20 protein-coding genes and 6 tRNA genes are annotated in these 25,598 nt (G+C 40.6%); all 26 read right to left on the reverse strand.

Annotated elements, in window-relative coordinates; genetic code table 11:
• Positions 1-3: 3 nt before the first annotated feature.
• On the reverse strand, positions 4-1,137 hold the full coding sequence (locus BLV55_RS03835; RefSeq protein WP_093311332.1) for an FIST signal transduction protein: 1,134 nt from the start codon (positions 1,135-1,137) through the stop codon (positions 4-6).
• Positions 1,138-1,178: 41 nt separating this feature from the next.
• Positions 1,179-4,664, reverse strand: a complete 3,486-nt coding sequence (locus BLV55_RS03840; protein ID WP_093311335.1) for a PAS domain-containing protein — start codon at positions 4,662-4,664, stop codon at positions 1,179-1,181.
• Positions 4,665-4,676: 12 nt separating this feature from the next.
• Positions 4,677-5,663 (reverse strand): PAS domain S-box protein, encoded by a 987-nt coding sequence (locus BLV55_RS03845; protein ID WP_093311337.1) that lies wholly within the window; start codon positions 5,661-5,663, stop codon positions 4,677-4,679.
• Between the two features lie 61 nt (positions 5,664-5,724).
• Positions 5,725-6,291 carry a GNAT family N-acetyltransferase gene (locus BLV55_RS03850; RefSeq protein WP_093311339.1) on the reverse strand — a complete coding sequence of 189 codons (567 nt, stop codon included), beginning with the start codon at positions 6,289-6,291 and terminating at the stop codon, positions 5,725-5,727.
• A gap of 229 nt (positions 6,292-6,520) precedes the next feature.
• Positions 6,521-7,447 carry a copper amine oxidase N-terminal domain-containing protein gene (locus BLV55_RS03855; RefSeq protein ID WP_207646015.1) on the reverse strand — a complete coding sequence of 309 codons (927 nt, stop codon included), beginning with the start codon at positions 7,445-7,447 and terminating at the stop codon, positions 6,521-6,523.
• Between the two features lie 32 nt (positions 7,448-7,479).
• Positions 7,480-8,664 carry a stalk domain-containing protein gene (locus BLV55_RS03860; RefSeq protein ID WP_093311344.1) on the reverse strand — a complete coding sequence of 395 codons (1,185 nt, stop codon included), beginning with the start codon at positions 8,662-8,664 and terminating at the stop codon, positions 7,480-7,482.
• Positions 8,665-8,694: 30 nt separating this feature from the next.
• Positions 8,695-8,886, reverse strand: a complete 192-nt coding sequence (locus BLV55_RS03865) for a DUF3006 domain-containing protein (RefSeq protein WP_093311346.1) — start codon at positions 8,884-8,886, stop codon at positions 8,695-8,697.
• A 63-nt stretch (positions 8,887-8,949) separates the two neighbouring features.
• The gene (locus tag BLV55_RS03870; RefSeq protein WP_093311350.1) at positions 8,950-11,286 is read right to left on the reverse strand and encodes a cache domain-containing protein; all 2,337 of its coding nucleotides are present in this window, start codon (positions 11,284-11,286) and stop codon (positions 8,950-8,952) included.
• An 853-nt stretch (positions 11,287-12,139) separates the two neighbouring features.
• Positions 12,140-12,216, reverse strand: a tRNA-Arg gene (locus BLV55_RS03875).
• A gap of 8 nt (positions 12,217-12,224) precedes the next feature.
• A tRNA-Gly gene (locus BLV55_RS03880) sits at positions 12,225-12,299 on the reverse strand.
• Positions 12,300-12,327: 28 nt separating this feature from the next.
• A tRNA-Gln gene (locus BLV55_RS03885) sits at positions 12,328-12,403 on the reverse strand.
• Positions 12,404-12,407: 4 nt separating this feature from the next.
• Positions 12,408-12,483, reverse strand: a tRNA-His gene (locus BLV55_RS03890).
• A 37-nt stretch (positions 12,484-12,520) separates the two neighbouring features.
• Positions 12,521-12,597, reverse strand: a tRNA-Arg gene (locus tag BLV55_RS03895).
• 8 nt (positions 12,598-12,605) lie between these two features.
• Positions 12,606-12,679: transfer RNA gene (locus tag BLV55_RS03900), tRNA-Gly, on the reverse strand.
• A 55-nt stretch (positions 12,680-12,734) separates the two neighbouring features.
• Positions 12,735-13,211, reverse strand: a complete 477-nt coding sequence (locus tag BLV55_RS03905) for a metallophosphoesterase family protein (RefSeq protein WP_093311351.1) — start codon at positions 13,209-13,211, stop codon at positions 12,735-12,737.
• Positions 13,212-13,214: 3 nt separating this feature from the next.
• On the reverse strand, positions 13,215-13,829 hold the full coding sequence (locus BLV55_RS03910; protein ID WP_093311353.1) for an XTP/dITP diphosphatase: 615 nt from the start codon (positions 13,827-13,829) through the stop codon (positions 13,215-13,217).
• 9 nt (positions 13,830-13,838) lie between these two features.
• Positions 13,839-14,579 (reverse strand): ribonuclease PH, encoded by a 741-nt coding sequence (gene rph, locus BLV55_RS03915; protein WP_093311356.1) that lies wholly within the window; start codon positions 14,577-14,579, stop codon positions 13,839-13,841.
• A gap of 23 nt (positions 14,580-14,602) precedes the next feature.
• Positions 14,603-15,121, reverse strand: coding sequence for a DUF2179 domain-containing protein (locus tag BLV55_RS03920; RefSeq protein ID WP_093311358.1), 519 nt, complete (start codon positions 15,119-15,121; stop codon positions 14,603-14,605).
• Between the two features lie 78 nt (positions 15,122-15,199).
• Positions 15,200-17,446 carry an N-acetylmuramoyl-L-alanine amidase gene (locus tag BLV55_RS03925; RefSeq protein WP_176968246.1) on the reverse strand — a complete coding sequence of 749 codons (2,247 nt, stop codon included), beginning with the start codon at positions 17,444-17,446 and terminating at the stop codon, positions 15,200-15,202.
• Between the two features lie 123 nt (positions 17,447-17,569).
• The gene (locus BLV55_RS03930) at positions 17,570-18,553 is read right to left on the reverse strand and encodes an AIR synthase family protein (RefSeq protein WP_093311361.1); all 984 of its coding nucleotides are present in this window, start codon (positions 18,551-18,553) and stop codon (positions 17,570-17,572) included.
• A 15-nt stretch (positions 18,554-18,568) separates the two neighbouring features.
• Positions 18,569-19,276, reverse strand: a complete 708-nt coding sequence (locus tag BLV55_RS03935; RefSeq protein WP_093311363.1) for a TIGR01906 family membrane protein — start codon at positions 19,274-19,276, stop codon at positions 18,569-18,571.
• A gap of 18 nt (positions 19,277-19,294) precedes the next feature.
• The gene (locus tag BLV55_RS03940; RefSeq protein WP_242870022.1) at positions 19,295-20,038 is read right to left on the reverse strand and encodes an ABC transporter ATP-binding protein; all 744 of its coding nucleotides are present in this window, start codon (positions 20,036-20,038) and stop codon (positions 19,295-19,297) included.
• 29 nt (positions 20,039-20,067) lie between these two features.
• Positions 20,068-20,856, reverse strand: coding sequence for an ABC transporter permease (locus tag BLV55_RS03945; protein ID WP_093311366.1), 789 nt, complete (start codon positions 20,854-20,856; stop codon positions 20,068-20,070).
• Positions 20,831-21,118, reverse strand: coding sequence for a thiamine-binding protein (locus tag BLV55_RS03950; protein ID WP_093311367.1), 288 nt, complete (start codon positions 21,116-21,118; stop codon positions 20,831-20,833). The genes BLV55_RS03945 and BLV55_RS03950 overlap by 26 nt, the downstream gene beginning before the upstream one ends.
• On the reverse strand, positions 21,111-23,126 hold the full coding sequence (ligA, locus tag BLV55_RS03955) for an NAD-dependent DNA ligase LigA (protein WP_093311369.1): 2,016 nt from the start codon (positions 23,124-23,126) through the stop codon (positions 21,111-21,113). The genes BLV55_RS03950 and ligA overlap by 8 nt, the downstream gene beginning before the upstream one ends.
• A gap of 19 nt (positions 23,127-23,145) precedes the next feature.
• Positions 23,146-25,536 carry an ATP-dependent helicase gene (locus BLV55_RS03960; RefSeq protein WP_093311371.1) on the reverse strand — a complete coding sequence of 797 codons (2,391 nt, stop codon included), beginning with the start codon at positions 25,534-25,536 and terminating at the stop codon, positions 23,146-23,148.
• Positions 25,537-25,598: the final 62 nt, after the last annotated feature.

Below are 25,598 nucleotides of genomic sequence, written 5' to 3' on the forward strand. Positions count from 1 at the left end.
GTATTAATCCTCCATTAGCCCTACCACAGAAGTCTTGTTATAAAATTCCAAGTAGGTTTTTCCTGTGTTAGCAATTTCCCCTAAGGTTAATGCTCCTATCATGAGTCCTTGGGTTTGAACACATTCCAATTCCTTCTTAAAATCATTTTCTAAGAATAATACTCTCGAAATACAATCAATAAAAACCGTTGCGTATTTTTTCTTTTCCACTTCCCTTAAATAGTTTTGATAAGATTCTTCCGCGCGGAGCCTGGCCTCAGATGCTCCTTCCAAGAGAGACTCGGTATCTCCTGTGAGAACCGAAATAAAGGTGTTTACCGGCACTTCTCCTACACAGATAATGGAACCATCTTCTAATGTTTTTATTGGATCTCTTACAATCATTTCTCCGGCAACTTTCTGAATCCCCAGTGGATATGCTTTAGCCAACTCAAAAAACGCTGTATCAACAAATTTTTTGCCAGATTGCTGTTCAACAATTTCACGATAAACCTCAAAAGCAGGCCTCCAGTTCAAGCTCATGATTCTGTTTTGTTCTGCCTGTGTTACCCTAATCATATCCGTCACTGGTTTCCACCCATGAGCCACTCCTACCCCACTCCTAATATCCACTGAAGCAATAATAGCTACATCTGCTAACAAACCTTCTTTTGTGAAAATACATGGTTTCCTTTCAAAAGACAGGGACCCGGCCCCACCACCGATATAGTTGGGTTCCAGACCAATGCTGTCAAATAAAGCATCTTTCAAATCAGCAATTCGTGTGCTCAGTCCGTCAACATAAACAAACATGGTTTTTTCTTCTAAAGAAGGATTATACAAAGGCTCCATTATTGATTCATATTCCTCTTCCGGATTGCTAAGACCAGTAATCGTCACCACTTCTGATTCCTGAGAAAAACCAATCAAAATCGATCCTTTTTCCATCACCTGACTGCCTTCCAATATTTTAGGAAAAATGCCTCCCCACAGAGATTTATGACACTGCTTCAGTGTTTTTTCCACACTTTCTGCTGTTATCCCGTTTTCGTCACAGCAGAGAATCATTATCGACCGAACCTCCGGATCATCGTTAAACTGATGAATCATCTCACATAAAGCCTTTGCCTCTCCCGTAGTATCGATTAATTTTTTCACCCATGCACGCTCCTTCCTCTTAACCTTATTTCACCACTTCATTAATTTTTTTCACCAATCTCTTCATCCTTCTTGTCAGCGATCTCCCATAGGCAATTTTGAATTTTCGTTACTGATTGAGAAATGGCTTCTTTTTCCTTTTTTTCTACCTGTTTCTCTCCTTCTTCTGCCCATAGAGCGACTGAATGCAATCTAAGATTTGCAGCCACTCCTTTGATGCTGTGCAATTGAGCTTTCACTTCATCAAAATCATCTTTTTCCATTGCTAGCAAAACTGTTTTTGCGCTCTCCAAACACCCTTGAATGCCTTCTTTCAAAAGAGACGATACAAAATCCTTATCAAAACCAGTATCCTTCATTATCTTTTCCAATACTTGCTGTCCAAGATTATCAGGCTTCACTTCTTTACCTGTTTCCTTTTTCACCTGCGTCAAAGCCATATTTTCCTGCAAAAGAGCATTTACCTCATCAAAGTCTATTGGTTTTGATAAATAGGCATCCATACCAGCCGCTAAGCATTTTTCTTCATCTTCCTTCATAGCATGGGCTGTCATTGCTGCAATTCGTGGTTGCTGGATAATATCTAATTTCCGAATCTGTCGAGTAGCTTCCAATCCATCCATTACCGGCATTTGTACATCCATTAATACTAAGTCATAATGATTGCTACGACAAGCTTCTACCGCTTCTTTGCCATTTACGGCTACTTCACAACGCATGCCTCTATTACTCAATAATTGAACAGCTAAGGCGCGGTTAACAGCCTGATCTTCTACCACTAGAACGCTTGATTTTTCATGATCACGTGCCTCCCTAATACTATGCCGAGTGATCAGGTTCTGTTCCTGTTGCCTTTCTTCCTTCTCTTGAAATAGCATAGAAGCAACGGCATCAAGTAAATCTCTTCTTCTCAGAGGTTTTGTCAAATAAGCTTGAAACCCTTTTTCTTTTGCCAGTTGAGCATTATTTGCTGTGACGACAGACGTAATTAAACACAGCGGTATCTCTTTCGTATCTGGAATCGCCTTAAGTGCTATGGCTAAGTCATCTCCACCCATACCGGGCATTTGTTGATCTATCAAAACGCCATGAACATTTTGGTTCTGCCCGGAAAGTTTCAAAAGGATTTCAATCGTTTCACTTCCCCTGCTCGCCTCTGTTACCAAACAACCGGCTTCTTCCAGGTAGTTACGAAACATTTCCCGATTACTGGTCGTATCATCCACAACGACGATATGCTTCCCCTTTAATAGCTGATGATCTACAAGGTTAGGCACTGACGTACTATCTATTTCTAGAGGCAGTGTAACCGTAAAGGTACTCCCTTCTCCCAGAGAGCTTTTCACTGTAATATCACCCTTCATCAGTTGAACTAAATCTCTGGTAATCGTAAGTCCCAACCCACTACCACCGTACTCTCGGGTATTGGAAGGATCCGCCTGGGTAAAGCTATTAAAAAGTGTTTGCTGTGCTTGTTCTGATATGCCTATTCCAGTATCGGTGATCACAATCACCACCCTAGCATTTTTCTTTTTTTTCTCTAAAAGCCGGCATTCTACTGTCACGCTACCAGTAGCGGTGAATTTCACAGCATTGCTAACTAGATTGCTAATAATTTGTCGTATTCTTGTCGGGTCACCCTTTACCTGTCCGGGTAAGTAAGGATGAATATACAGATGAAGTTCTATATTTTTGCTATGAGCACGATGGCTTTGAGGAATAATAGCATCTTCAATTGTCGAACGAAGATCAAACGAAATAGACTCTAATTCCATTTTACCCGACTCAATTTTGCTCACATCTAAAATATCATTTATCAAGATTAATAAGGTTTCACTGGAAGTTTTAATATAATCGATATATTTGCTCTGTTGTTGATCCGTTTCTGTTTCTTCCAGAAGTTGCAAGAATCCTAGAATCCCATTCATTGGAGTCCTGATTTCGTGGCTCATATTGGCTAAAAACTGACTCTTTGCCTTTGTAGCTGCCTGTGCATCCTGACTAGCCTTCTTTAGTTCCTGATTTTTTAGCTCCAGCCTTTTTTCATTTTCCTCTAACTGTTGTTGAGCTTTCTTTTGTTCCATCACATCCATCTGTACGCCAAAGTGACCGGTAATGCGCCCTTTTTCATCGTAGAGACAGGTGTATTCGCCATCAATAATAATCGGTGTTCCATTCATTTTTTGCTCCTTTGTTTCAACATGCCAGCGCCCTTTGTCAAAAAGACCATGCCATATTTCTCTAGCATGATGCAGGTCATGTTGAAACAATTCCCTAACCGTAATACCAAGAAAATCTTCTTCCTTAGCTCCATATTGATCCAGTACGGCCTTATTAACCTTCGTCATTCTTTGATGATCTAATGCATACTCCAAGACTTTATCTTTTTCAATCGTTTCATTCCATTCTATCGGCTCATCAAGCATGCAAAAGAAAAAACCATGAAAAGATTGATTGAAGAACATTTCCAGCTGTTTTTCTCTTTCTCTTAACGTTTTTTCTTTTTCTTTATTTTCTGTTATATCTATGACAAAACCTGTTATTTTATTTGGTTCGCCTTCTGAGTCCCGGATCACTCCAGCCGTTTCCTGAACCCAGAGAATTTCTCCTGTTGTTTTTATGATACGATGCTCATATCTTAAGGATGTCCCTTCTTTAAGTTCTATAACCGGCCGATTCATCCGTGTGACATAGTCCCTGTCCTCTGGATGAACAAATCCCATAAATGCTTCAAAGGTGCCTTCAAAAGTTCCTTTTTCCAGTCCAAATAACGCTTCGCATTCCGGCGACCATTCTAAAGTTGATTTTTGAATGTTGTATTCCCATATTCCTGCTTTGGTAAATAGTTGGGCCTGCGACAGTCGAGATTGATAGTCTTTAAGTTTTTCCTGATAATCAATCCTATCGGTTATATCACGGGCAACGGCATATATTAATTCACCTTCCGGCCGACTTCTCCATTCAATCCATCGGTAAGAGCCATCCGCCGAACGATATCTGTTTTCAAATTTAACCACCTCTCGCTGATTCGAAAGGTCTTGAATCGCTTCTAAGGTTTTCTCCATATCATCAGGATGAACAAAGTCTAGAAATAATTTTCCTTCCAGTTTCTCTTTCGGATAACCCAGCACTTTCCCCCATTCCGGGTTAAGGCGAACAAATTCTCCCTTTACATTTGCAATACATAAAAGGTCTAAACTACTCTCAAAATATCGGTCCAGTTCTTTTTGTTTTTGGGATGCCTGCTCTTCCGCTTCTTTTAGTGGTGTTTGATCCATTAAATAGCCACGTCTTTCAACTACTTCACCATTTTGATTCACAATGCACTGAGTCTGATCATAAAACCAGCGGTAAGCACCACCCTTTGTTTTCAACCGATAGATTTGCTGATAGGAATTACTTCCCTTTTCTGTGTGTTTAACCACTTCCTTCTTAGCTTCTTCATAATCTTTCGGATGTACAATAGACGCATACTCAAATGTATCTGAGGTCATTTCTTCCGCTGTATACCCTAGAATTTCCAGCACATTGGGTGATACTCACATCACCCGATCCATGTTTTCCGGACTCCAGGTAATCGTAAAAACAGGACCAGCCATAAATAGATCCTGTTGATTCCTCAATTGGTTCATAGCCTTTTCCCTATCTAAAAAAAGCCCTGTCTGATTAGCGTAAAACAATGCCATCTCTTGGTTCATAAAAGATTTATCCGCTGCCATCAGTACCGTAAAATCACCGATTAACTTTTCTTTTTTCTTTATGTTAATGACAGTTACTTGCCCAATCTGAAATTTTTTTTCCAAAAGCCCCAAAATAGCTTCAGGAATCATTTCTCCCGAAAGTTCTTTTAGATTTTGAAAAGAGGTGATCGTACTTTTGCTAATTTTCTTCTGACGGACAGGATCGTAAGCCCATTTTCTGCCAATCAGATTAAAACCTAATATTTGAGACGCTTTCGTTACATTTTTTGAAATTCCAGCAATGGCCATGGTTGTAAACTCTTTACCATTTTCATCAAACAAATGAAAAGCTACATAGGATGCTCCTGTAATCACCTTCATGTCTTCCACCAATTGTTGATGATCAATGGTTCCTTCTTCTTCCAGAAATCGATTAGTAGACTCCAGAATCGTTTGTAGGTTTTCTTTTTCCTTTTGCTGAATGGTAATATCATGGAAAAGAACAGAAAAGTATCCGGGCTCATCGCTATAGGCCGTAACGCTATACCACCTGCCCAAGGGTTGCGAATACTGCTTGAAATACTGCTTCTTTCCCGTCTGTGCTACATCACCAAAAGCATCAATCCAGTTAAAGGAGCCAGTAACAATACTTGGCATCACCTCTCTTACTCGCCTACCAAGGATATCCTCCCTCCTCAAACCAGTCATTTCCTCAAAAGCAGGATTTACCTGTAAAAAGACATAATCAACAGGCTTTCCTTGCTGATCAACAATAATCTGATGATAGGCGTATGCTTCTGGCAAATTTATTAGCCAATCTTTATCTGAATAGTTCCCCTTGCTCATTCCATCCCATCCTTCCTTAACGCAAGCCTAACCTGTTTTTTGGGCTAACAGATTCTTTTTTCTAATCGTTTAACCAACGATAATAAATCGTCATGCTGCATTGGCAAACTCCAGGACATGCAGGACATTGAGCCGCAATACCAACTTTATGTTTTCGGTAAAATCCTTCGTAGACTTTCCAGGTCTTAAATCCTTGAGAATGCATTAGTGGTTCAACGGCCGGATTATTAGGGTTATTCCAAGCTTGTAAAAAGACAGCACTCACCTTACCCTTTAGTTCTTCCAGTACTTTTTCCATCAGCTTTCGGCCAATGCCTTTTTTCTGAAAGCCTTGATCTACTACCAACAGGTTAATGCTTCCTACCAGATGACCTCCAACAGCAAAGGTGAGCCGCTTTTCAAAATGTTTAACGGCTCCTTCTACCAAAACAGCTTCTTCCAGGGGACACATCCTAAAAGCAACAAATCCAGCGATTTCTCCTTCATATGTAGCAACAAAAACAACGGAACGATTTAAAGTATCCTCCAGTTCCTTTACACATTTATAGCCGGAACCTCTGTTAATTTGAACAATTTTTAATAAATCCCATATATGTGCTTCCTGACAGTATGTTTGGATTTTTACCATTTCCTAACCACCCCTTTAATTTCTTTTATCCCTTTCACTGTTTTTGATTCTAGAATTATTACCTTCCCTTATATTTTTCATATTTTTCAATATTCATACCCAAATTATTTTTATTTACATAAAAAAACGTCATTCCCAATTGATTCATTATCAGGAATAACGTTTTGTTTACTATCCTATCTTTTCTTGTCTTTCGTCTTAAAACAGTGGTAGTTTCTCGATGGAATTACTACTCTGCATACTTCCCCACACCAGCTGCTACCATTTCTTCCACAGCCTCTTTTGTATATACTCTAAAGCTAAACCCTTCATTCTGGTGTGTTTCAATATAATAATTTTCCTCATTGGTAGGGAAAAACGTCAACATAAAATTACCTTCTACCCAGCTACCTCTTTGTCGATAATAGTCTAGCGCCGGTTCCACTTTTTCCCAGCCAAACCTGCTGGCTAATACCTCTCCTGCTCTTATAAGCGTCGCATCCGTTGCTGAACTTTTTGTATACACAACAAACACTTCCTGAGGGTTTGGAGCGTATCCAAAATAGGTGATCTGGATGCCTTTATCCGCAAATTCTATGTCCTCTGCGTATAGCGTAGGAGTGTACTCCTCAGCTTCGAGATCTCGATGAGCAGGAAGTTGAAACCCTTTGTACTCTCCATGAACTTCAAAGGATATTTCTCTCGGCTGAGGTATTTCCTCAACATCTGTTTCTGATTTTTCAGCGATGCCAATCCTATGCTTTCCATCGTTTGATTGATTCGGTCCTTCATAAGCAACGACATAGCCTAAGGCTTCTCCTACAAAACGAAGTGGCACATAAATTCTGCCATTAATAATATCTGCCGTTGTATCCATTGTAATGGTCCCTGTTGGTGTCTGGACTGTTCTTTCTCCGACGACAATTTTGATCGCACCATTATCAATCAGTGCCGTTCTGTTTTCTCCATCCCATTGAATTTCATGACCCAGGCCTGAAGACACAGATCGAAGCGGGATCATCGTCCGACTCTGATGATCAATAAATGGATATCCTGATTCCTCCGTAAAACGAATCGGTCCTTCTTCCGTCATAATAACAAAATCTCCGCCAGTTGCGTAAGCTGATACGCTTACTAGTAGCACTATTAGAAGCGCTATCCCTATTCTTTTTTTCATCATCCATCTCCTCCATTCACTATTTTATTAAGTTATTCATGACTCATCTCAATAACAACGGTTCTGGTTTCAGCGATCCAGTCTACTTCTGCACCAAGGCTCTCGGCAATAAACCGTACCGACACCATTGTTCGTCCCTCTATAATGGTTCCAGGTGCTTCTAGGGGTATGCTTACCCCGTTTACCGTAGCCTCCGCCTGACCTATGGATAATCCTATTTCTGCATCTTCCGTAGTAGCAAAAGCTGTTCTGGTTTCTGAATTCCATTCCAGTTCTACCTGTAATTCTTCGAAGATTGCTCTTAAAGGCACCAAGGTTCTTCCGTTGATGACAACCGGTGCTACTTCCATATCAAGGGGTTTATTATTAACCATCACTTGAATTTGATCAGCATATGAAGCTGCACCGCTACTACCAATAGCATCGCTATCATCATAAACAGTCAACACTGTATTGAGCTTTCTTCCTGGCGATGTCAGCATCTTACCATTAGCATACAGCGCCGAAGAAGCACCACCATCCAGATTAGTTGCTGCATAACAGCCTAGGGATTTCATTACTTCCGCTAACTCCGTCATCCTTATACCTGAACCTGTAACCATTACAACCTGACCATTCGGACGAAAACCTATAGCGGATCGTTGTGCCGGATTCCGGTTTATTCTATCCTGAGTAAACTGACCGCTGTCCGGGTCATAGACAATGATTCCATCTTTCATCAAGAGTGGACCGGCTTCTATCATGGTTTCAATGTTTTCCTTTGAAAAAGCTTCGCCACGATCAATGATAATTTCCCCATCAAAGGTTACGGCAAAGGATCCCCGGTTAATGGTCGCACCACTGTTAATCATCTCTCCATCTTTAATGATGTAACCCCAAGGAACAATTGCTGATTCATCATCGGCGTAAGCATCAAAATAATTTCCATTGATGGCTGCTATCGGTTGGTTTCTGTCAAGGATGCTTTGAAAAGATTCCCAACCAACCCGTTGATCTTTTCCTTTTGCAACATCAAATCGGACATTCGGATTATTCGCATCAATCGTTACCACATTAACCGTTTTTCCCATTACTTCCATTCTTTCGCTCTGTATACTTCCAGATGCTGCTCCTGCTGTTTTCATACTGACGAATACTAATAAAAGAATCGTTATAAGTGCTAGGATATTCTTTTTGCAATTCCGAAAACTTTGTTTTTCTTGCTGTTTTTTCTTCAAACAGATCACCCCTGAGTCTATTAAATTTCTCTACAAACCCTCCATCAATCCTTCTAATCGCTTTCTGCGTTGATCTGTTGCTTCCTCATCAATCTCAATGGTGATAACATCCCCTTCATCCACCAAATTAGGAAGAACATTCCTTGGAACATTAGCAAAATCTCCGTTGTCTAACTCTACTACAGCATATTCTCCTTCCAATCGATCGATGATTACCTTCATCCTCTGTCACATCCTTTATCAATTTTCAATTTTATCATTATTATACACGAAAAAAGATTGGCTTTACAGCAAAATTTCTGTTTCATCATCGATAGTAAGGCTTCTCACTGTTTTCTCCAACTGCTCTTTTGAAATTGGTTTGCCAAGAAAATAATCCATGCCAGCTTCCATGCATTCCTGCCGATCTTCCGGCATTACTTTCGCCGTCACAGCCACAATTGGTATGTGCTGTCCTGTTCCTTTTTCCTTTTCCCGAATCTGACGTGTCGCTTCATACCCATTCATCACCGGCATCTGACAATCCATGAGAATTAGGTGATAATCCTGGCTATTCACTTTCTCCAATGCTTCTTTTCCATTAGCAGCCATGGATACGCTGCATCCCATTCGTTGTAAAACCATCTGTAACATAACTCGTCCTACGTAATCGTCGTCTACCACTAGTATATGCGCTTTACTAAGATCTTTTTCAGCATGATCATACTCTCTCGAATCAGTTCCTTGTATATCCTGATCTGTCTCCTCTACCACACCCATTTCACATAGAAGACGAAACTCACTTCCTTTTCCCGGAGTACTTTCAACCGTCAGCATTCCATTTATCATTTTTGCCTGTTCTTTGGCTGAAGCAAGTCCCAAACCTAAGCCACCAAACTCCCTGTTATCCGACTCGTCTACCTGGCTGAAAAATTGAAAGATATATTCCAGTTTTTCTGGGGGAATGCCAATTCCTGTGTCTTTTACCTGAAATTGAACCCCTACGCGCCCTAACCCTGTATCATCAGCATCTTTTTGAGTAATCGTATCTTTTTGAGCAATAATCTGAACCATTCCTCGATTAGCAAACTTCACAGCATTCCCCATCAGATTGCCCAGGATTTGTTTTAACTTAAACCTATCCCCTACTAGCTTTTTTGGAAGAGACTCCTTTCTTTTCACACTAACTACCAGCCCCTTCTGATGGCCGGTATTCTGGTGCAACTCTTTGACTTCCTGCAAAAGTTCATCAAGATCAAAGGGTTCTTCTATTGTTTTTTGTGTGCCTTTTTCCAGACCAGTGTAGTTTAGTATTTCTTCCACAATGGTAGTAAGCGACTTGGAGGATTGAAGGGCATAATTCACATATTGTTGTTGTTCTTCTGTAGCCTGGGTATTTTGCAGAATTTGCAAAAATCCCATAAGGCTATTTAACGGTGTGCGAAGTTCATGACTCATGTTGGCGAGAAACTGGGTTTTTGTCCGATTTGCCACCTCTGCATCTTCTTTTGCTTCTATCAGTTGCTGATTAGCTATTGATAATTCTTTATTGGAGGCCGTCACCTTTTTTTCATTTTCTTTCAGCCTTAAAAACCATACCTCTGCCTGATCAAGGACCAGATTCAACAGTGTACGGGTTCCATAAAATGCATCCCTCACCACCGGTAACCGATAAGTAAGATTGCTTTCCATATCAATTCTTTTAATGTCATTATCCAGTTGTAGCAGAGGCAAAAGAACGGTTTTACGCTGCCGACTCATAAGAAAGAGTACCGCCATTACGGTGAAAAGCACGACAACTGCCAGGATTATCATCAATTGAGTTTCATTCTCTTTATACTCTCTTTCCGGTATAAATCCAACTACCTTCCAGTTTGTACCTGTCACATTTTTGGAAACAGCTATGCCTTTTTCCCTGTCTATCTCTACCTGGTAAAGCCCCTCCAAATCCTGACTCATCTGCTCATATAACGCGGGACTTACATGCTGGATATGCTGAAGTGTCGGCTGCTGATCCCTCTGATTTTCCGAATGAGCCAAAATAGTACCATCACCATCCAACAGGAAGGCATATCCATGGTCAGAAATGCGCTGCTGATGAATATAGGCAATCATTTCCTCAATAGTAATATCTCCGGCGACAACTCCTTTTAATTCTCCATCACGACCATAAACCGGCTTGGCAATTGTCATAATATAGTGATCTTCTGAAGCGTTGAGAAATACATTGGTTTGTATCCGACCTTCCTGTTCAACCGCTTCTTGATACCAGGAACGGGTCCGAAGATCAAAGCCTTCCGGAGGAATCCATCCGCTGGCATTGATCATCTGATTTTCCGGTGTCCCAAAGTAAAGAGAAAAAAAGGCTTCTTGCCTTTTCATTTGCTGTTTCAGCAACTCCAGTATATGTTCTTCCTCTTCCGCTAGTCGAAGGTAAGCCGTTGAACTTTCTACCACTTCCCCTTTTACGTCCAACCATCCTTCGATGGCTTTAGCCGTATTTTGACTGACTAACTGCAGATTTTCTTCTGTCATTTCCTTCAGTATTTCTCCCGCAGAATAAAACTGGATCATAAAGCCTAAAGACACAATGATCACCAATGCCCACCCGATATATTGAAATTGTTTCAGTGTTTTTTCCATCGCAGATCCCGTCCTTCTTTCCTAGGCATAACTCTTAGGACTATTCTACCACGCTCAGCAGTTTTGAACAATTGATATTTTAGAATGTTTTGTATTTTTAAGCGAAGCAAAACTTCATAACCTCTGGAATCTTTGAGCATCGGATCTGTACAAAAAAGAGAGAGACAGCAATTGTCTCTCTTTAGAAGTATATTTCTTTTTAATATTGAAATTTTTCAACATTCTTTTTCATTTCATTAGCAATTTCTGCTAGTCTTTCACTGGCATTTGCTATTTCTTGAATCGTTGCCGTTTGTTCTGCAATACTTTTAATCATCTGACTGGCATTCTCAATTTTCTCTGTACTTTCGTTAGTCTTTACAATCGTTTGATGTACTTTTTCTACTGATTTATTATTAGTGTCCGTCTTTTCTACCAGCTCAGTTAATATTTTAGACCCCTCTTCCTTCAGTACAGTTACCTCATTAGTGGAAATATTTAAGACATCGGTAAGACATCGGGGTCAGGCTTGAATAATTTACTTGCTTAATTTTCTTTGTTTTTAGATGAATCACCGGATTTTGATCGTGCACCTATTTTATTCACTGCTTAGATTGTATGGTTTTCTTCTCATTGCATGTGTGTTTCCTTTTTTTCATCCTTTGTTTTAGTTATTCTATGGTAGTTTGCTTCAGAGTAGTGGATCCTTCGTTCTCTTGCCGTTAAAATCACCTCAATCAATGATCTTCTATAAACCGATCATTCATCATCCGTAAGTAAATTATTCAAGCCTGACCCCATCTTTTTCATCTTTTTGTCTTTAAACGCACAAAAAGACCATTCATCATTTCTGAGAATGGTCTTTTACAATAGCTGGCGCGGCATGAAGGACTCGAACCTTCAACCTACTGATTCGAAGTCAGGTACTCTATCCAATTGAGCTAATGCCGCATAAAAAATGGAGCGGAAGACGAGATTCGAACTCGCGACCCTCGCCTTGGCAAGGCGATGCTCTACCACTGAGCCACTTCCGCTGATTGTGGCAATAATACACCACAATGATGGCTGGGATAGCAGGACTCGAACCTGCGAATGACGGAGTCAAAGTCCGTTGCCTTACCGACTTGGCTATATCCCAAAGATGGGGTGGATGATGGGATTCGAACCCACGAATGCAGGAGCCACAATCCTGTGTCTTAACCACTTGACTACACCCACCATGTTAAGTTTGCCCAAGCTTATTAGCTCGACCCTATGGCGTGCCCACAGGGATTCGAACCCCGGACCCACGGCTTAGAAGGCCGTTGCTCTGTCCAGCTGAGCTATGGGCACAGATTCATTGGAGCGGGTGAAGGGAATCGAACCCTCGCGATCAGCTTGGAAGGCTGAAGTTCTACCACTGAACTACACCCGCAAGATCTGTTTTTGTTTTGCCACGTCTTATAATTTACCATCTTATTACACTTTTGTCAAGCAGAAATTGTAATAAACTCGCTCGATAATGGATTATTAAGGTCTAAGCGCAGACAGGTAGGTTGATCGTTTATTCTTGGTTCTGTGGCACTACCTGGATTCACTAAATAAATCCCACTTTCCTGAACTAAAGTAGGCACATGAGTGTGACCAAATACAGCGATCGTACATGCTGATTCCAAAGCTTTATAATAAAGGCGCTGCAGGTTTGTCTTAACACCGTATCGATGCCCATGACAAAGCAATATGGTGTGTTGGTGAAGTTTTATTATTTTTTCTGTTGGCAAGTCCAGCTCTCTGTCACAATTACCAGCAACGGCCATTATATTTTGTTTTACTGATGGGGCTACACTACTGATATCATGATAATAATCGCCTGTATGCAAAATCTTTTCACAATCTTTCAATGCATCCAATGCTTTCTTTAGCTGTCCAATATCCCCGTGAGTATCTCCTAATATACCTATCTTCATAAGTTACTCCTTGAAATGCTCTGTTAACATTTTTTTTAGATTTTCTAATGCCTTTGAACGATGACTAATCCGGTTTTTTATTTCAGGTTCTAGTTGCCCAAAGGTTTTTTGATATTCCGGCACATAAAACATCGGATCATAGCCAAATCCATTTTCTCCTGTTTCTTCAAAATCGATATAGCCTTCTACCTCTCCTCTTGTTACTAATACCTCTTCATTAGGAAAAGCAACGGCTATGGCGCATACAAATCGGCCACTTCTTTTTTCAATAGGTACTCCCTGTAACTCATTTAACAGTTTTTCCTTATTGGTACGGTCTGTTGCGCCTTCGCCTGCATACCGGGCTGAATGAATCCCCGGTCTTCCATCTAAGGCATCTACTTCCAAGCCTGAATCATCGGCTAAAGCAATGGTATTTGTTTCTTCGCAAACGACCATGGCTTTGATTAGAGCATTTTCTTCAAAGCTAGCCCCTGTTTCTTCAATCTCCATATTTTCTAAACCAACTTCTTTCATGGATACCACTTCGATAGGAAAATCTTCCAACATTTTTTTTATTTCCAATAATTTATGTGGATTGCCTGTTGCAATAACCGCCTTTGCTTTTTCTTGTTCCATGGGTGCCTCCTATGCTTTTATTTTCTCGGAATAAATCTCCGTAATAATACGTTTTTGCTCCTGGATTAGCTGTTCAATTCCTTTTTTACCAAGATCGATCATCTGATACATTTGATCTAGGCTAAAGGTAGCCTCTTCTCCTGAACCTTGAATTTCTACCAGTTCTTCTGCTTCCGTCATCACCAGATTCATATCCACGGCTGCTGTGGAATCTTCTTCATAACAGAGGTCTAGTAAAGCTTTCTCTTTCACGATTCCTACGCTGACAGCTGCCAGGTAATGATTGATTGGTATTTCTTTAATCTGTTTGTTTTCTCTCATTTTTATTAAGGTTTCCATCAAAGCAACAAAGGCTCCTGTAATGGATGCGGTTCTTGTCCCACCGTCTGCTTGTATCACATCACAATCAATCCATATGGTCCGCTCTCCAATTGTTTTCAGATCCACTACAGAGCGAAGCGCTCGTCCAATTAATCGTTGTATTTCCTGCGTTCGTCCTTCTACTTTTCCTTTGCTAGATTCTCTGATTTTTCGTGTATGTGTTGCACTTGGAAGCATGGAGTATTCGGCGGTAATCCATCCTTTTCCGCTTCCTTTCAAAAATGGTGGAACTTTCTCTTCCATAAAGGCGGTGCATATTACTTTCGTATTCCCCATTGTTACCAAAACAGAGCCGGATGCATATTTTGTATAGTTTCTTTCAAAGGTAATTGGTCGTAGCTGATCTGTTTTTCTTCCGTCAATTCTCATAATGGTCTCCCTTCAACTCTTTATTATCTTTTCATTTTTGTAAAATAACCGCCTTTAATGGCGCGGGCATCTGTTACAGTGACAAATGCGGTAGCATCGTGCTGATCCAAAATACGATGAAGTTTTGCCAGGTTTTTTCGTTGTATGGTCACATTTAACAAATGGTTAATCCCGTAACGTCCATTTCCTTCTACTACAGTAACACCAAATCCTGCTTCCCGGATGCTATCCACAAGGTTCATCGCCTTTTTATACGTAATTACCTGGACAATTAAATCTCCTAAGGCCATTCGTTCTTCCAATATTATACCAACATATCCACCAGATGCAAATCCCAATGCATAGGCAATTACGTTAAAGGGATCATCCAGGTTGTCCAGCACTCTTCCAATGGCAACAATCCAAATAATCACTTCAATAAAACCAATTAAAAAAGCTTCCAGTCTTCTCCCTCTCATTGACATAATAGTTCTTACTGTAGCCATACTCATATCCGCTGTTTTTGCTGTAAAGATTAATAAATACCCTAATACTAGTTCCATCGTAGCCCTCCTTCTTCGATTGCCAAAATATCAGACCACAAACGGTAGTCTATCGTTTGTGGTCTTTGTGTTTATTTGTTATCTTATTTCAGAGAGGTGTGTTCCTGTTTCTTCCACATACCGAATTACAGCATTTCTGATGCCTTCTGCCGCTCTTTTTCTATATTGAGTGGTCGCCAATAACTTTTCTTCTTCAGGATTTGTGAGAAAGCCAATCTCTGTAATAATGGCTGGCATATTGGTTTCTCTAAGAACGTAAAGGCGGTCTCTCGCATTAATTCGATGGCTTGATGCATTAAGGGTTCGCACCATTTCTTCCTGAAATATTTCTGCCAAGCGTAGGTTATCCCGAAAATCTGTAGGGCTGTTTTCACTTGGATAGTAAAGGGTTTCCACACCCTTTATATCTGATCTTGGTGCTGCATTAGCATGTACACTGACAAAGAGATGTGCATTCATCTGATTAGAAATAGATGCCCGATCTTGTAAAGATACAAACGTATCGTCCCTTCGTATCATATAGGTTCTAAAGCCGGCTTCCTGTAGGAGTTTTTCTGCTTCCAGCGCTACTTCCAAAACAACTTCTTTTTCTGTCATACCTAAGGTGGGCGATGTCGCTCCGGGATCTTTACCTCCATGACCAGGATCAATAACGATGAGTCTTTCTCGATAGCGAAGGTCACGGTTCGTAAACTCCAAGGATAAATTCCTTGTGCTTTTTATCCCAGGACTTCTTATTTCTACACCTGGTTTTACGTGCACATTGGCAATCAATTTATCGCCATCCGTATTTTCTGTGATTTGAATATATTCAATCAACGGATCATCTACATCCAGTAATTCAAAAGGTATATCCATATTATCCTTGGGCATTATCAGTTTTACAATGCCTGCTGATTCATCTACTTCCAATTCGTAGTCTACTGCTTTATCTCCAAAAAAGGTTAGGTGAGCTGAAGTCCAGCCAGTTTCTACATAGCGATAGCCTTCATCCGGTTTTCCTTCTAAATGAACCACTAAGCGGCCGTTCTGTTTATCAAAATAAAGATCATCCATATCGGGTACTTTGTTTAGGTCAATCACCGTACGAACAATTTTATCGTCCGGATCATAATGATGGTCTGGCGTGAATTCAGAAACTCTTACCCGATCAGCTACCCTTCCCCCAACATTAAAGTCCGGAAAATGATGACCCGGGTTAAGTACGGAATCCATTGTGTCAATGACCAACCGATGAGGACTATCCAGCTTCATCAGATTATATTGATGGGCGTTACTTCCGGCAATCACTACTACTTCTTTTGCATTATACCGTTCAAATCTGACATCTTCCACATAATGAATTAGGCGTATCACCATTTCGCCTGTATCTTCATCGTATCGAACATCATGACCAATCTCATTTTTCATGTCTAATACCAGTCGGGTTACCCAGGGTGTTCTTTCAAACTGAGATGAACGCACCCCACTAATATAAGCATTGCTTGGCGCTGTCACTTTTACCGTTTTATCTTCTTGCACTGCATCCGATCCATCCATGCTCAGGCGGGTATGATTCAGATCAAAGACCAGCCGCTGAGGGTTCATCAACTGGGCTGTATTAAAAGTAACTTCTTCTCCTGTTTTTAAACGTATCTCCGGCATTCCCTCAACTATTTTTATGCTAATATCTTTTAATAGCACTTCATCCCCTATTGGTGCTTCTTCCAAAAGACTTTCTTCATAAGTTTTCTCTTCTTCATCCGGCCTTAAGGTGGATTCTTCTACTTCTGATGTGTCTTCCGGCTCCGATGTTTCTTCTGTTTCTTCTGTTTCTTCTTTTTCAGGCGAGGTAATAACAACCCTTCTATTTTCTTCATCCCAACCAACGTCTAAGCCCAGTTCCTGACCTACAAAAGCAACAGGAACCATCGTTCTTCCCCGTTCCTGATACGTAACAATTTTTGCCGGAACCTGACTGGGAAGTATTTTTTTCTCTCCATTTACTTCGACATTGGCGCTATCAATTGTCAGGTTGATCTCTTTTTCTTCTGTTTCTATTCTTACCTGTCTTTTTTCTCCATCCCAACTTACAGTGGCACCAGTTTTTTCAGCGATAACCGCCACGGGTACCAATGTTCTGTATTGTTCCTGATGTTGCAATAAGACCGGTGGTACATCGGACGCTATTGCTTCTCCGTCCATGGTCATTTGAACAACAGGAATGTCAACCATTTTTTCATCTACTTCAGCTCTTATTGTTGGTACGTCGGCAAAGGCAGGCATCGATACAAAAAATATCAATAGCGCTAATAACCCTAACCCTACCTTTCGTTTTCTTTTCATGCGAACGCCTCCCGGCATATAATTATTTCTATTCTTTCGACTCCATATTCTTATTATATATCACTCTGAATCCGCTTATGTCAATGGGACAAAAGGGAATGTAATCACAATGTAACGTGGATATTAAAGTACCCGATACAATTCGTCTGCTTCCGGTTCTTTTAAGGTTAGCGTTTTTCCTTCAACCAGAATTCTTCTTTCTTTTTCTATCATCTTACCAATAACGGTAGTGTGGATTTTTTGTGTTCTCAAAGTTTCAATTAAATTGTTTAATTTCTCTGGATGTATGGTCATTATCATCACGCCACTGGAAATCAGACGGTATGCATCAATCTCAAAATAATGACAAATAGCTTTCGTTGACTCCAAAACCGGAATGTTACTCTGCTCTACTTCAAGCCCAAGTTGTGAAGCTTCCGCTAACTCCCAAAGCGCTCCCATGACACCACCTTCTGTTGCATCATGCATCGCACTTACTCCTAGCTCTCCAGCCAATAGTCCTTCCGGAACAACGCTTATTTGATGTTTTAGTTCTTTTGCTTCGTCAAGAAGGTTTTTATTCAGGTAACAAGAAAGTTCTTCTTCTTTATCATGCGCTAGTATCGCTGTTCCTTCTAGTCCTGCATATTTAGTCATCACCACAATATCTCCTGCTTTGGCGCCTCCTGTTTTGATTAACTTTTCCCGGTGTTGTCTTCCTATGGCAACGGTGCTAATGATCGTCTGATTAACCGTATCGGTAATTTCAGTGTGTCCACCCATTATTTGAACTGACAGGCTTTCCGCTGTTTTTACAGCATCTTGCATCATTTTCTCCAGTTCTATTTCCGTTGTCTTCGAGGGAGCTAACACCGTTAACATCACACCTATGGGTTCAGCACCGTTGGAAGCAATATCATTACAGGCGATATGAATCGCTAAGCTTCCTATATCTGTAACAGCTCCGGTGATAGGATCTGTACTGATCACACATAGCTGATTTTCCAAATCTACTACTGCACAATCTTCTCCAATTCCAGCGCCGACCAATACTTCTTTTCGAATGTTTTTTACATTGCCGATAATTTTTTCCCTTAAAAAATCTGTCGGAACCTTTCCTATTTTCATCACTTACTTCCTCTCCTAAGAATGTTCGTTTCGTATAGCTTGATAGCGGAACAACATTTTTTCTAGTTGCCATGCGATGATTCCAAGCGCAAACAAACTCCCCATAGCGTAAAGACCTATTTTAATGGCTGTATTGATAAAAAATGATTCTGGTAGTAGTTGAATCAACACATGATGCTGAGGATTAAGAATCCATAAATCATTGTCAAATAATAACAGGTGAAAGTAGGTAAAATACTTGGTGAAATCAAGCCATATTAAAAGTCCTAACAGGATCATCATATCCACGTTTGCTAGTCCTGTAAAAAACAAAGTACGCAAAACACGATTTTTCCATTTATTATCTTGATAAACCACCCATGCCAGTAACAACAGCAACCCTATTATCGAAATATTTCGTAATAATCTGGCTGAATCATAAAGTTCTAACACGTCTATCATGTGCAATCGTTCCCGCTCATCAAAAAGTGGCTGATAGATCCCACCTTTAACCGCCATGGTCTGAAAGTCTTCTTTTTCTCCCTGAAGATACAAAATAATTTCTTCTGCTGTGTGTTTTAAGTTTTCACGATCCATCCCTGCCTGTGGCACCCAGTCTTGTTTCTCAAATTCCGTCATATAATGTTCCACATCATAAGAAACATATTCTAGGGCTGTAACCCAGGCTACCACTGTAAGAAAAATGCCCATTAGCAGATAAATGATCCTTGTTTTCCATTTCATCCTTTTTTCCTCCGTAGTTTAATGAATCAGGCAGGCTAATACCTCTTCCTTTAATTGAATATAGGCTGGTTCTGTAAAAGAGTTTATCTTCCTCGGTCGTTTTAGGTCCACTCGAAATTCAGCTCTTATTCGGGCCGGTCGGTTCGTAAGCACGTATATCCGGTCTGATAGCAACAATGCTTCATCCACATCGTGAGTGATTAATAGCACTGAGGATTCTATCTCTTCCATTACGCCCATTAACCATTGCTGCATTTTCTGCCTGGTTAACGCATCCAGCCCTCCAAAGGGTTCATCTAATAACATAATGTCTTTTGTAAACAAAAGTGTTCTTAAAAGTGCTGCTCGTTGTCTCATGCCACCGGATAACTGTCCTGGATAATATTTTTCAAATCCTTCAAGGCCAAATAAAGAAAAGTAAGGCATTGCTTTTGCATAAGCTTGTCTCCGGGAATAATCTTTTAAGAATAGTGGCAAGCAAACATTGTCCAAAATAGATTTCCATGGAAGTAGTAAATCTTTCTGATGCATAAAACTTACCCGTCCTGTCACTCCAGTATATGGCTGATGATCAATCAACACCTCTCCCCCATCTGGTCTGAGAATTCCCGCAATAATACTAAAAAGAGTACTTTTGCCACAACCACTAGGGCCTAAAATTGTTACAAATTCTTTGCGATTTAGATGCAAGGAGATATCTTCTAAGGTGTGCAATTCCGTAAAGGTTTTTTGAATATGACTGACTTCTAAAATTCTATCCAAGTGAAGCCGCCTCCCAGCCTGAAAATATTTTACTGATCAAGAACCTCTTCATGCTTTCTGGTATGATGTTGCCATGGCATCATCTTTTTTTCAATGATTTGTATGATTTTAAGCACCATAATGCTAAGCAGCACAATAACTGTAATCACCGCAAAAACCTGATCCGTAGCAAAGGATTGCCGAACTCGAAGCATGTACACGCCCAACCCCATACGACCACCAATCCATTCACCTATTACCGCCCCCATAATGCTGTAAGTGCCAGAAATTTTGAGTCCCGAAAACAAGGATGGCATTGCGGTTGGAAGTTTTACCCACCGATATTGTTGCCATGGGGTTGCATCCATTGCCTGCATTAGATCCATCAACTCCCGATCTACGCCTGCCAACCCTTCCATTAAACTGATGGTTATCGGAAAAAAACATACCAAAACGACAATCAGTACTTTTGGAAGCATTCCAAAGCCGAACCACATAGCAAATAAAGGGGCTAATACAATAATAGGTACTGTTTGAGAAGTCACCAGGTAAGGATATAGCGTTTTTCTAAGTAAGGGCATAAAATCCAATATTACTGCCAATAAAAATCCAAGCAAAATGGCTACCATAAAACCGATCAGTGCCTGTAACAGTGTTACTCTTGCATGTTGCCAAAGCAATGGAGCATTTTGGATGATTGCCATGATAATACGACTGGGTGCTGGCAGCAAGTAGGGGGGTATCCACTGAAACCGGCTAATAATTTCCCAAATCATTACAAAAGCAACCCCTACCCCTGCTGATAAAAAAGAATCACCGATGCTTCTCCACTTTTTCATCCATGCTCACGCCTTCCGGACGGTATTGAATTTTCACCATTGATATTACGCTACCTGCTCCAGACTGAATACATACTTTTTGTGCTTCTTTTACAATATCCATCAATTCATCTAGATCCCCTTCCATGGTGGTTTCCAACGGGCCTACTTCATACTTAACCCCAGAATCTTGAATAAGCTGAATTACTTGATCTACTACTCCATAAACATATTCCTCCGATACAGATGGAATTACCTGTAATCCTATATTTGCATTAGCCATGTGTTTCCCCTCCCAACTCACGATTAAAAGCCTCTTCATCCATCAGATGAAGGTTTGGATTTTTTCCTGATTCTTTCAACTTCTGTGCTTTGGATAATTTACTGCCGGCATCCTCTCCATAAATAAGAATATCGGTTTTGTTGCTCACGCTATCGGTTACTTTAGCACCCATATTTTCCAGCTTATCTTTAACGCTTTTACGAGAAAGGGTCGAAAGTTTTCCTGTCACAACAACATTTTTTCCGGCAAAGAATGAGTGACTGATAGATTCAGGCTCTTCCAAGGGCTTTACATGGACCCCAGCCGCTATCAAAGCATCGATGGCTTCCGCGATTTGCTGGTCTTGAAAAAAAGTAACAATGCTTTCGGCTACGGTATTCCCAATGTCCGGCAATTCCATTAGTCTTTCCACCGTTACTTTTTTCAAAGCATCAATACTTCCAAAATATTGCGCCAGATCACTGGCCGTTCTTCGTCCTACATTCGGTATGCCTAAGGCATAAAGAAAGCGATCAAGGGTCCTTTGCTTGCTTTTTTCGATAGCCTCTATCAAGTTTTTTGCTTTTTTTTCCTTAAATCCTTCCAAGGTTAGTAAGTCTTCCTCTTTCAATTCATACAGCTGATGAATACTGACCAGCCCTAATGCTTCATAAAGCTGTGCAGCTGTTTTCTCGCTAAACCCATCAATATCCATTGCATTTCTGCTGCTGAAATGTGTGAGTTTATAAACCAGCTGAGGTTTACATTGTAAACTGTTGGGACAAAAAATATGTGCCCCTTTTTCTACCAGCTCTGTGTGACAGGCCGGACAAGCAATTGGTTTTTCGATCTCTTTCCCCGGGGTCTCATCCTCTACCCGACCCATAATTTCAGGGATAACATCATTAGACCGCCTAAGCCATACCAAAACCCCTAACTTTAGTTTTTTTCGGCAAATATCTCCCCAGTTATTAAGGGTTGCTCGCTTTACCGTAACACCGCCAATTTCAACAGGGCTTAAAATGGCGGCCGGTGTCAGTTTCCCTGTTCGCCCTACCTGCCAGACCACTTCTTCCAGAACCGTAGTCACTTCCTGGGCTTCAAATTTATAGGCTACAGCCCAGCGAGGAAATTTCTGGGTATATCCCAATTCTTCTCTCAGATCCATCTGGTTTACTTTAATAACGACTCCATCTACCATATAATCAAGAGAAGGTATCTTTTTCTCCATCTTTTCTATTTGATGTATTGCTTCTTCCATCGAATCCACATGGTACACTTCTCGGCTAACCGGAAAAAAGTTTTCTTGCAGAAAGTCCAACATCTCTTTATGCGTATTGAATACCTCTCCCTCGCAATAACCAGTCTGATAACAGAGAATATCCAGCTTTCTGGTAGCCGTAACTTTAGGATCTAAATTCCGAAGCGCTCCTGCCGCACCGTTTCTTGGATTTTTCAACGGTTCTGTGGCTCGTTTATTGTAGGCTTCAAAGGTGGATAGCCTCATTAATCCTTCTCCTTGCACTTCTAAGGTTCCTTTGTAAGGAATTGATAGCGGAACCGCTTGAATGGTTTTCACCTGAGGTAAAATAGCTTCACCAACCTGCCCGTTTCCTCTTGTGGCTGCTTGAACCAGGTAACCATCCTGATAGGTTAAGTTGATGGTTAAGCCATCATATTTGTATTCCAGCACATAGGAAATCTTTTCTTTTTCCTGAGGAAGGTTTTTTTGTATTCGTTGTTCCCAGTTTCGAAGCTCCTGTGGCGTTTTAACCTTATCCAAGCTCCATAAAGCTTGTATATGTTGATGGGGCTGAAATGATTCAAGTGGTTCGTCACCAATACGCTGTGTCGGAGAATCTGGTAAGTAGTAGTGATTTTCGTTTTCCATTTTTTCTAATTTCTCATATAATCGATCATATTCCTCATCACTGACTAAGGACTGATCAAGAGCATAGTAATGATATCGATAACGATTGAGCTGTTTAACCATCTGATGTATATCTTCTATGGCTTTGCTCTGATGCAATGCACTTCACCTCGTTCTTTTATTCTTCTATCGTTAACTTCACATAATCCAAGTTAATCTTTTTTAGTCCTCCGCCCGGAAAAGCGATGGTGACTAATTCATTCACTCTTGAAACAACGGTACCGCTTCCAAAAGCAGGATGATTCACTTTTTGCCCTGCTTGCAGGGTTTTGTTTTCACCGACGTGCTTTGGTGCTGTATCGGTTTCCATTGGCCTCATTTCTTTTCGTTGCCATCGTTGACGCTGTAGTTTTTTACGAAAAGCGTCTTGCTGCTGCTGATCGGATTCCTGATTTCCTCCCGCATTTTGAACACAATCCGAAGGTATTTCCTCTATAAACCTAGAGGGTTCATTATAGCCGGTAAATCCATAGAGCGTCCGTGATATAGCATTACTCAGTATCAATTTCTCCTTCGCTCTAGTAATCCCAACATAGCAAAGGCGCCTTTCTTCCTCTTCGTTTCCTTCTTTTAAGGACATGCTGGAAGGAAAAACATTTTCTTCCATGCCCGGCATAAAGACTACTGGAAATTCAAGGCCTTTTGCGCTGTGAAGGGTCATCAGCAAAACGCCGCTTCCTTCTTCTCCCAAAGAATCCACCGCTGCTTCCAAGGATGTACCAGCCAAAAAATCTTCCAGTTTTTCTTCTTCTGCCGTCTGATCAAACTCACGGGTCAGAGAAAGAAATTCCATCAGGTTTTCGACTCTTCCCTGAGACTCAATGCTTCCTTCTTCTTTAAGCAGTTCAAGGTAACCTGTTACTGAATATACCTCTTCCACCAATTCCGTTACTTGATAGGCGCTTTTCTCTTTTATCCATTTATCCAGCATGTGAACAAACTTAGTCAATGAATTAGCGGCACGGCTGCTGATCCGATGCTTCCATTGATCTGTTTCTGTCAGCATTTCCCATATGTTTTTTTCTTGATCCACAGCGAAGCCTTCTAAGGTTTCTACGGTTTTATCGCCAATTCCACGACGAGGTGTATTAATAATTCTCTTTAAACTCAGCTCGTCTTTCGGATTTTCAATAACTTTTAAGTAAGCCAGAATGTCTTTTATTTCTTTCCGGTCATAAAACCGAGTTCCTCCATAAATCCGGTAAGGGATTCCTGCTTTCATCATAGCTTCTTCCAGTACACGGGATTGGGCGTGGGTTCGATAAAGAACCGCAAAATCGCTGTAGTTTCTCCCTTTTTCATGAAGCTCTTGCATAGATTGAACCATAAAATCCGCTTCTGCATATTCATTCCTGCATTGACAATAAGCTATTTTTTCACCCTCTAAGCCTTCTGTAAAAAGCTTCTTTGCTTTTCGATGTCGATTATTTGAAACCACTTGATTTGCTGCATTTAGAATGGTTTCTGTAGATCGATAGTTTTGTTCCAGTTTTATGGTCACCGTTTCGCTGAAGTCTTTTTCAAAACCAAGGATGTTTTCAATATCCGCACCTCGCCATCCATAAATGCTTTGATCATCGTCTCCAACTACGCAAAGATTTTGGTGTTTTTCTGCCAAGGCTTTCACCCATAGGTATTGAGGTTTATTCGTGTCTTGAAACTCATCGACCAACACATAGCGGAACTTTTCCTGATAGTAACGCAGTACTTCAGGATGTTGGCGAAAAAGCTGTAAGGTTTTAAGGATTAGATCATCAAAATCCAAGGCATTATTTTGAAATAGTTTTTTTTCATATAACTCATATATGTTCGCTAGTTGCTTGTTATAAAAGTCTTTTTCATTCTGTTTTTTACTTTCCAAAACACTTACCATGCTGTCCTTCATTTTCCCAATCCAGCCGCTTACAGCTCTTGGGCTATATTTTTTATCGCTCAGATTTAGTTGCTTAATGCATTCTTTTAATAGAACTTGCTGATCCTGAGCATCATAGATCACAAAATTACTCCCATAGCCCAGCCGATGAATATCACTTCTTAATATTCTTGCACAAGCCGCATGAAAGGTGCTAATCCACATTCGCTGGCAAGTTCCTTTTAACAACTGTTCTACCCGTTCTTTCATTTCACGGGCCGCTTTATTGGTAAAGGTAATTGCCAGAATCTGCGACGGATCTACCGATTGATACTCAAGAAGTCTGGATAAGTTCAGTGGCATCGGTGTTTTTACATCAGCCTTTAGATCATACCATTCCCTGAGTTGCTTGTATTCTGTTTCAGCCATCCTTTCGGGCACATGATTCTGTCTATAAATGGAACCAAACCGTATCATATGACCGATCCGGTTAACAAGCATGGTTGTTTTACCAGATCCCGCTCCGGCCAATACAAGACAAGGTCCCTCCGTATGTAAAACGGCTTTTTGTTGTGCTTGATTTAAGTGATCATAATTGCTTTCAATGATTTTATCGCGTAGCTGGCAATAGGATTGTTGCCAGGTTTTTCCATTCATAAGAAAAACTCCTTTCCGAAAAATAGTATATCATAAATAAATAAAAAAAAGGAATGGTGACG

This window comes from Tindallia californiensis, assembly GCF_900107405.1.
Lineage (GTDB): Bacteria > Bacillota > Clostridia > Peptostreptococcales > Tindalliaceae > Tindallia > Tindallia californiensis.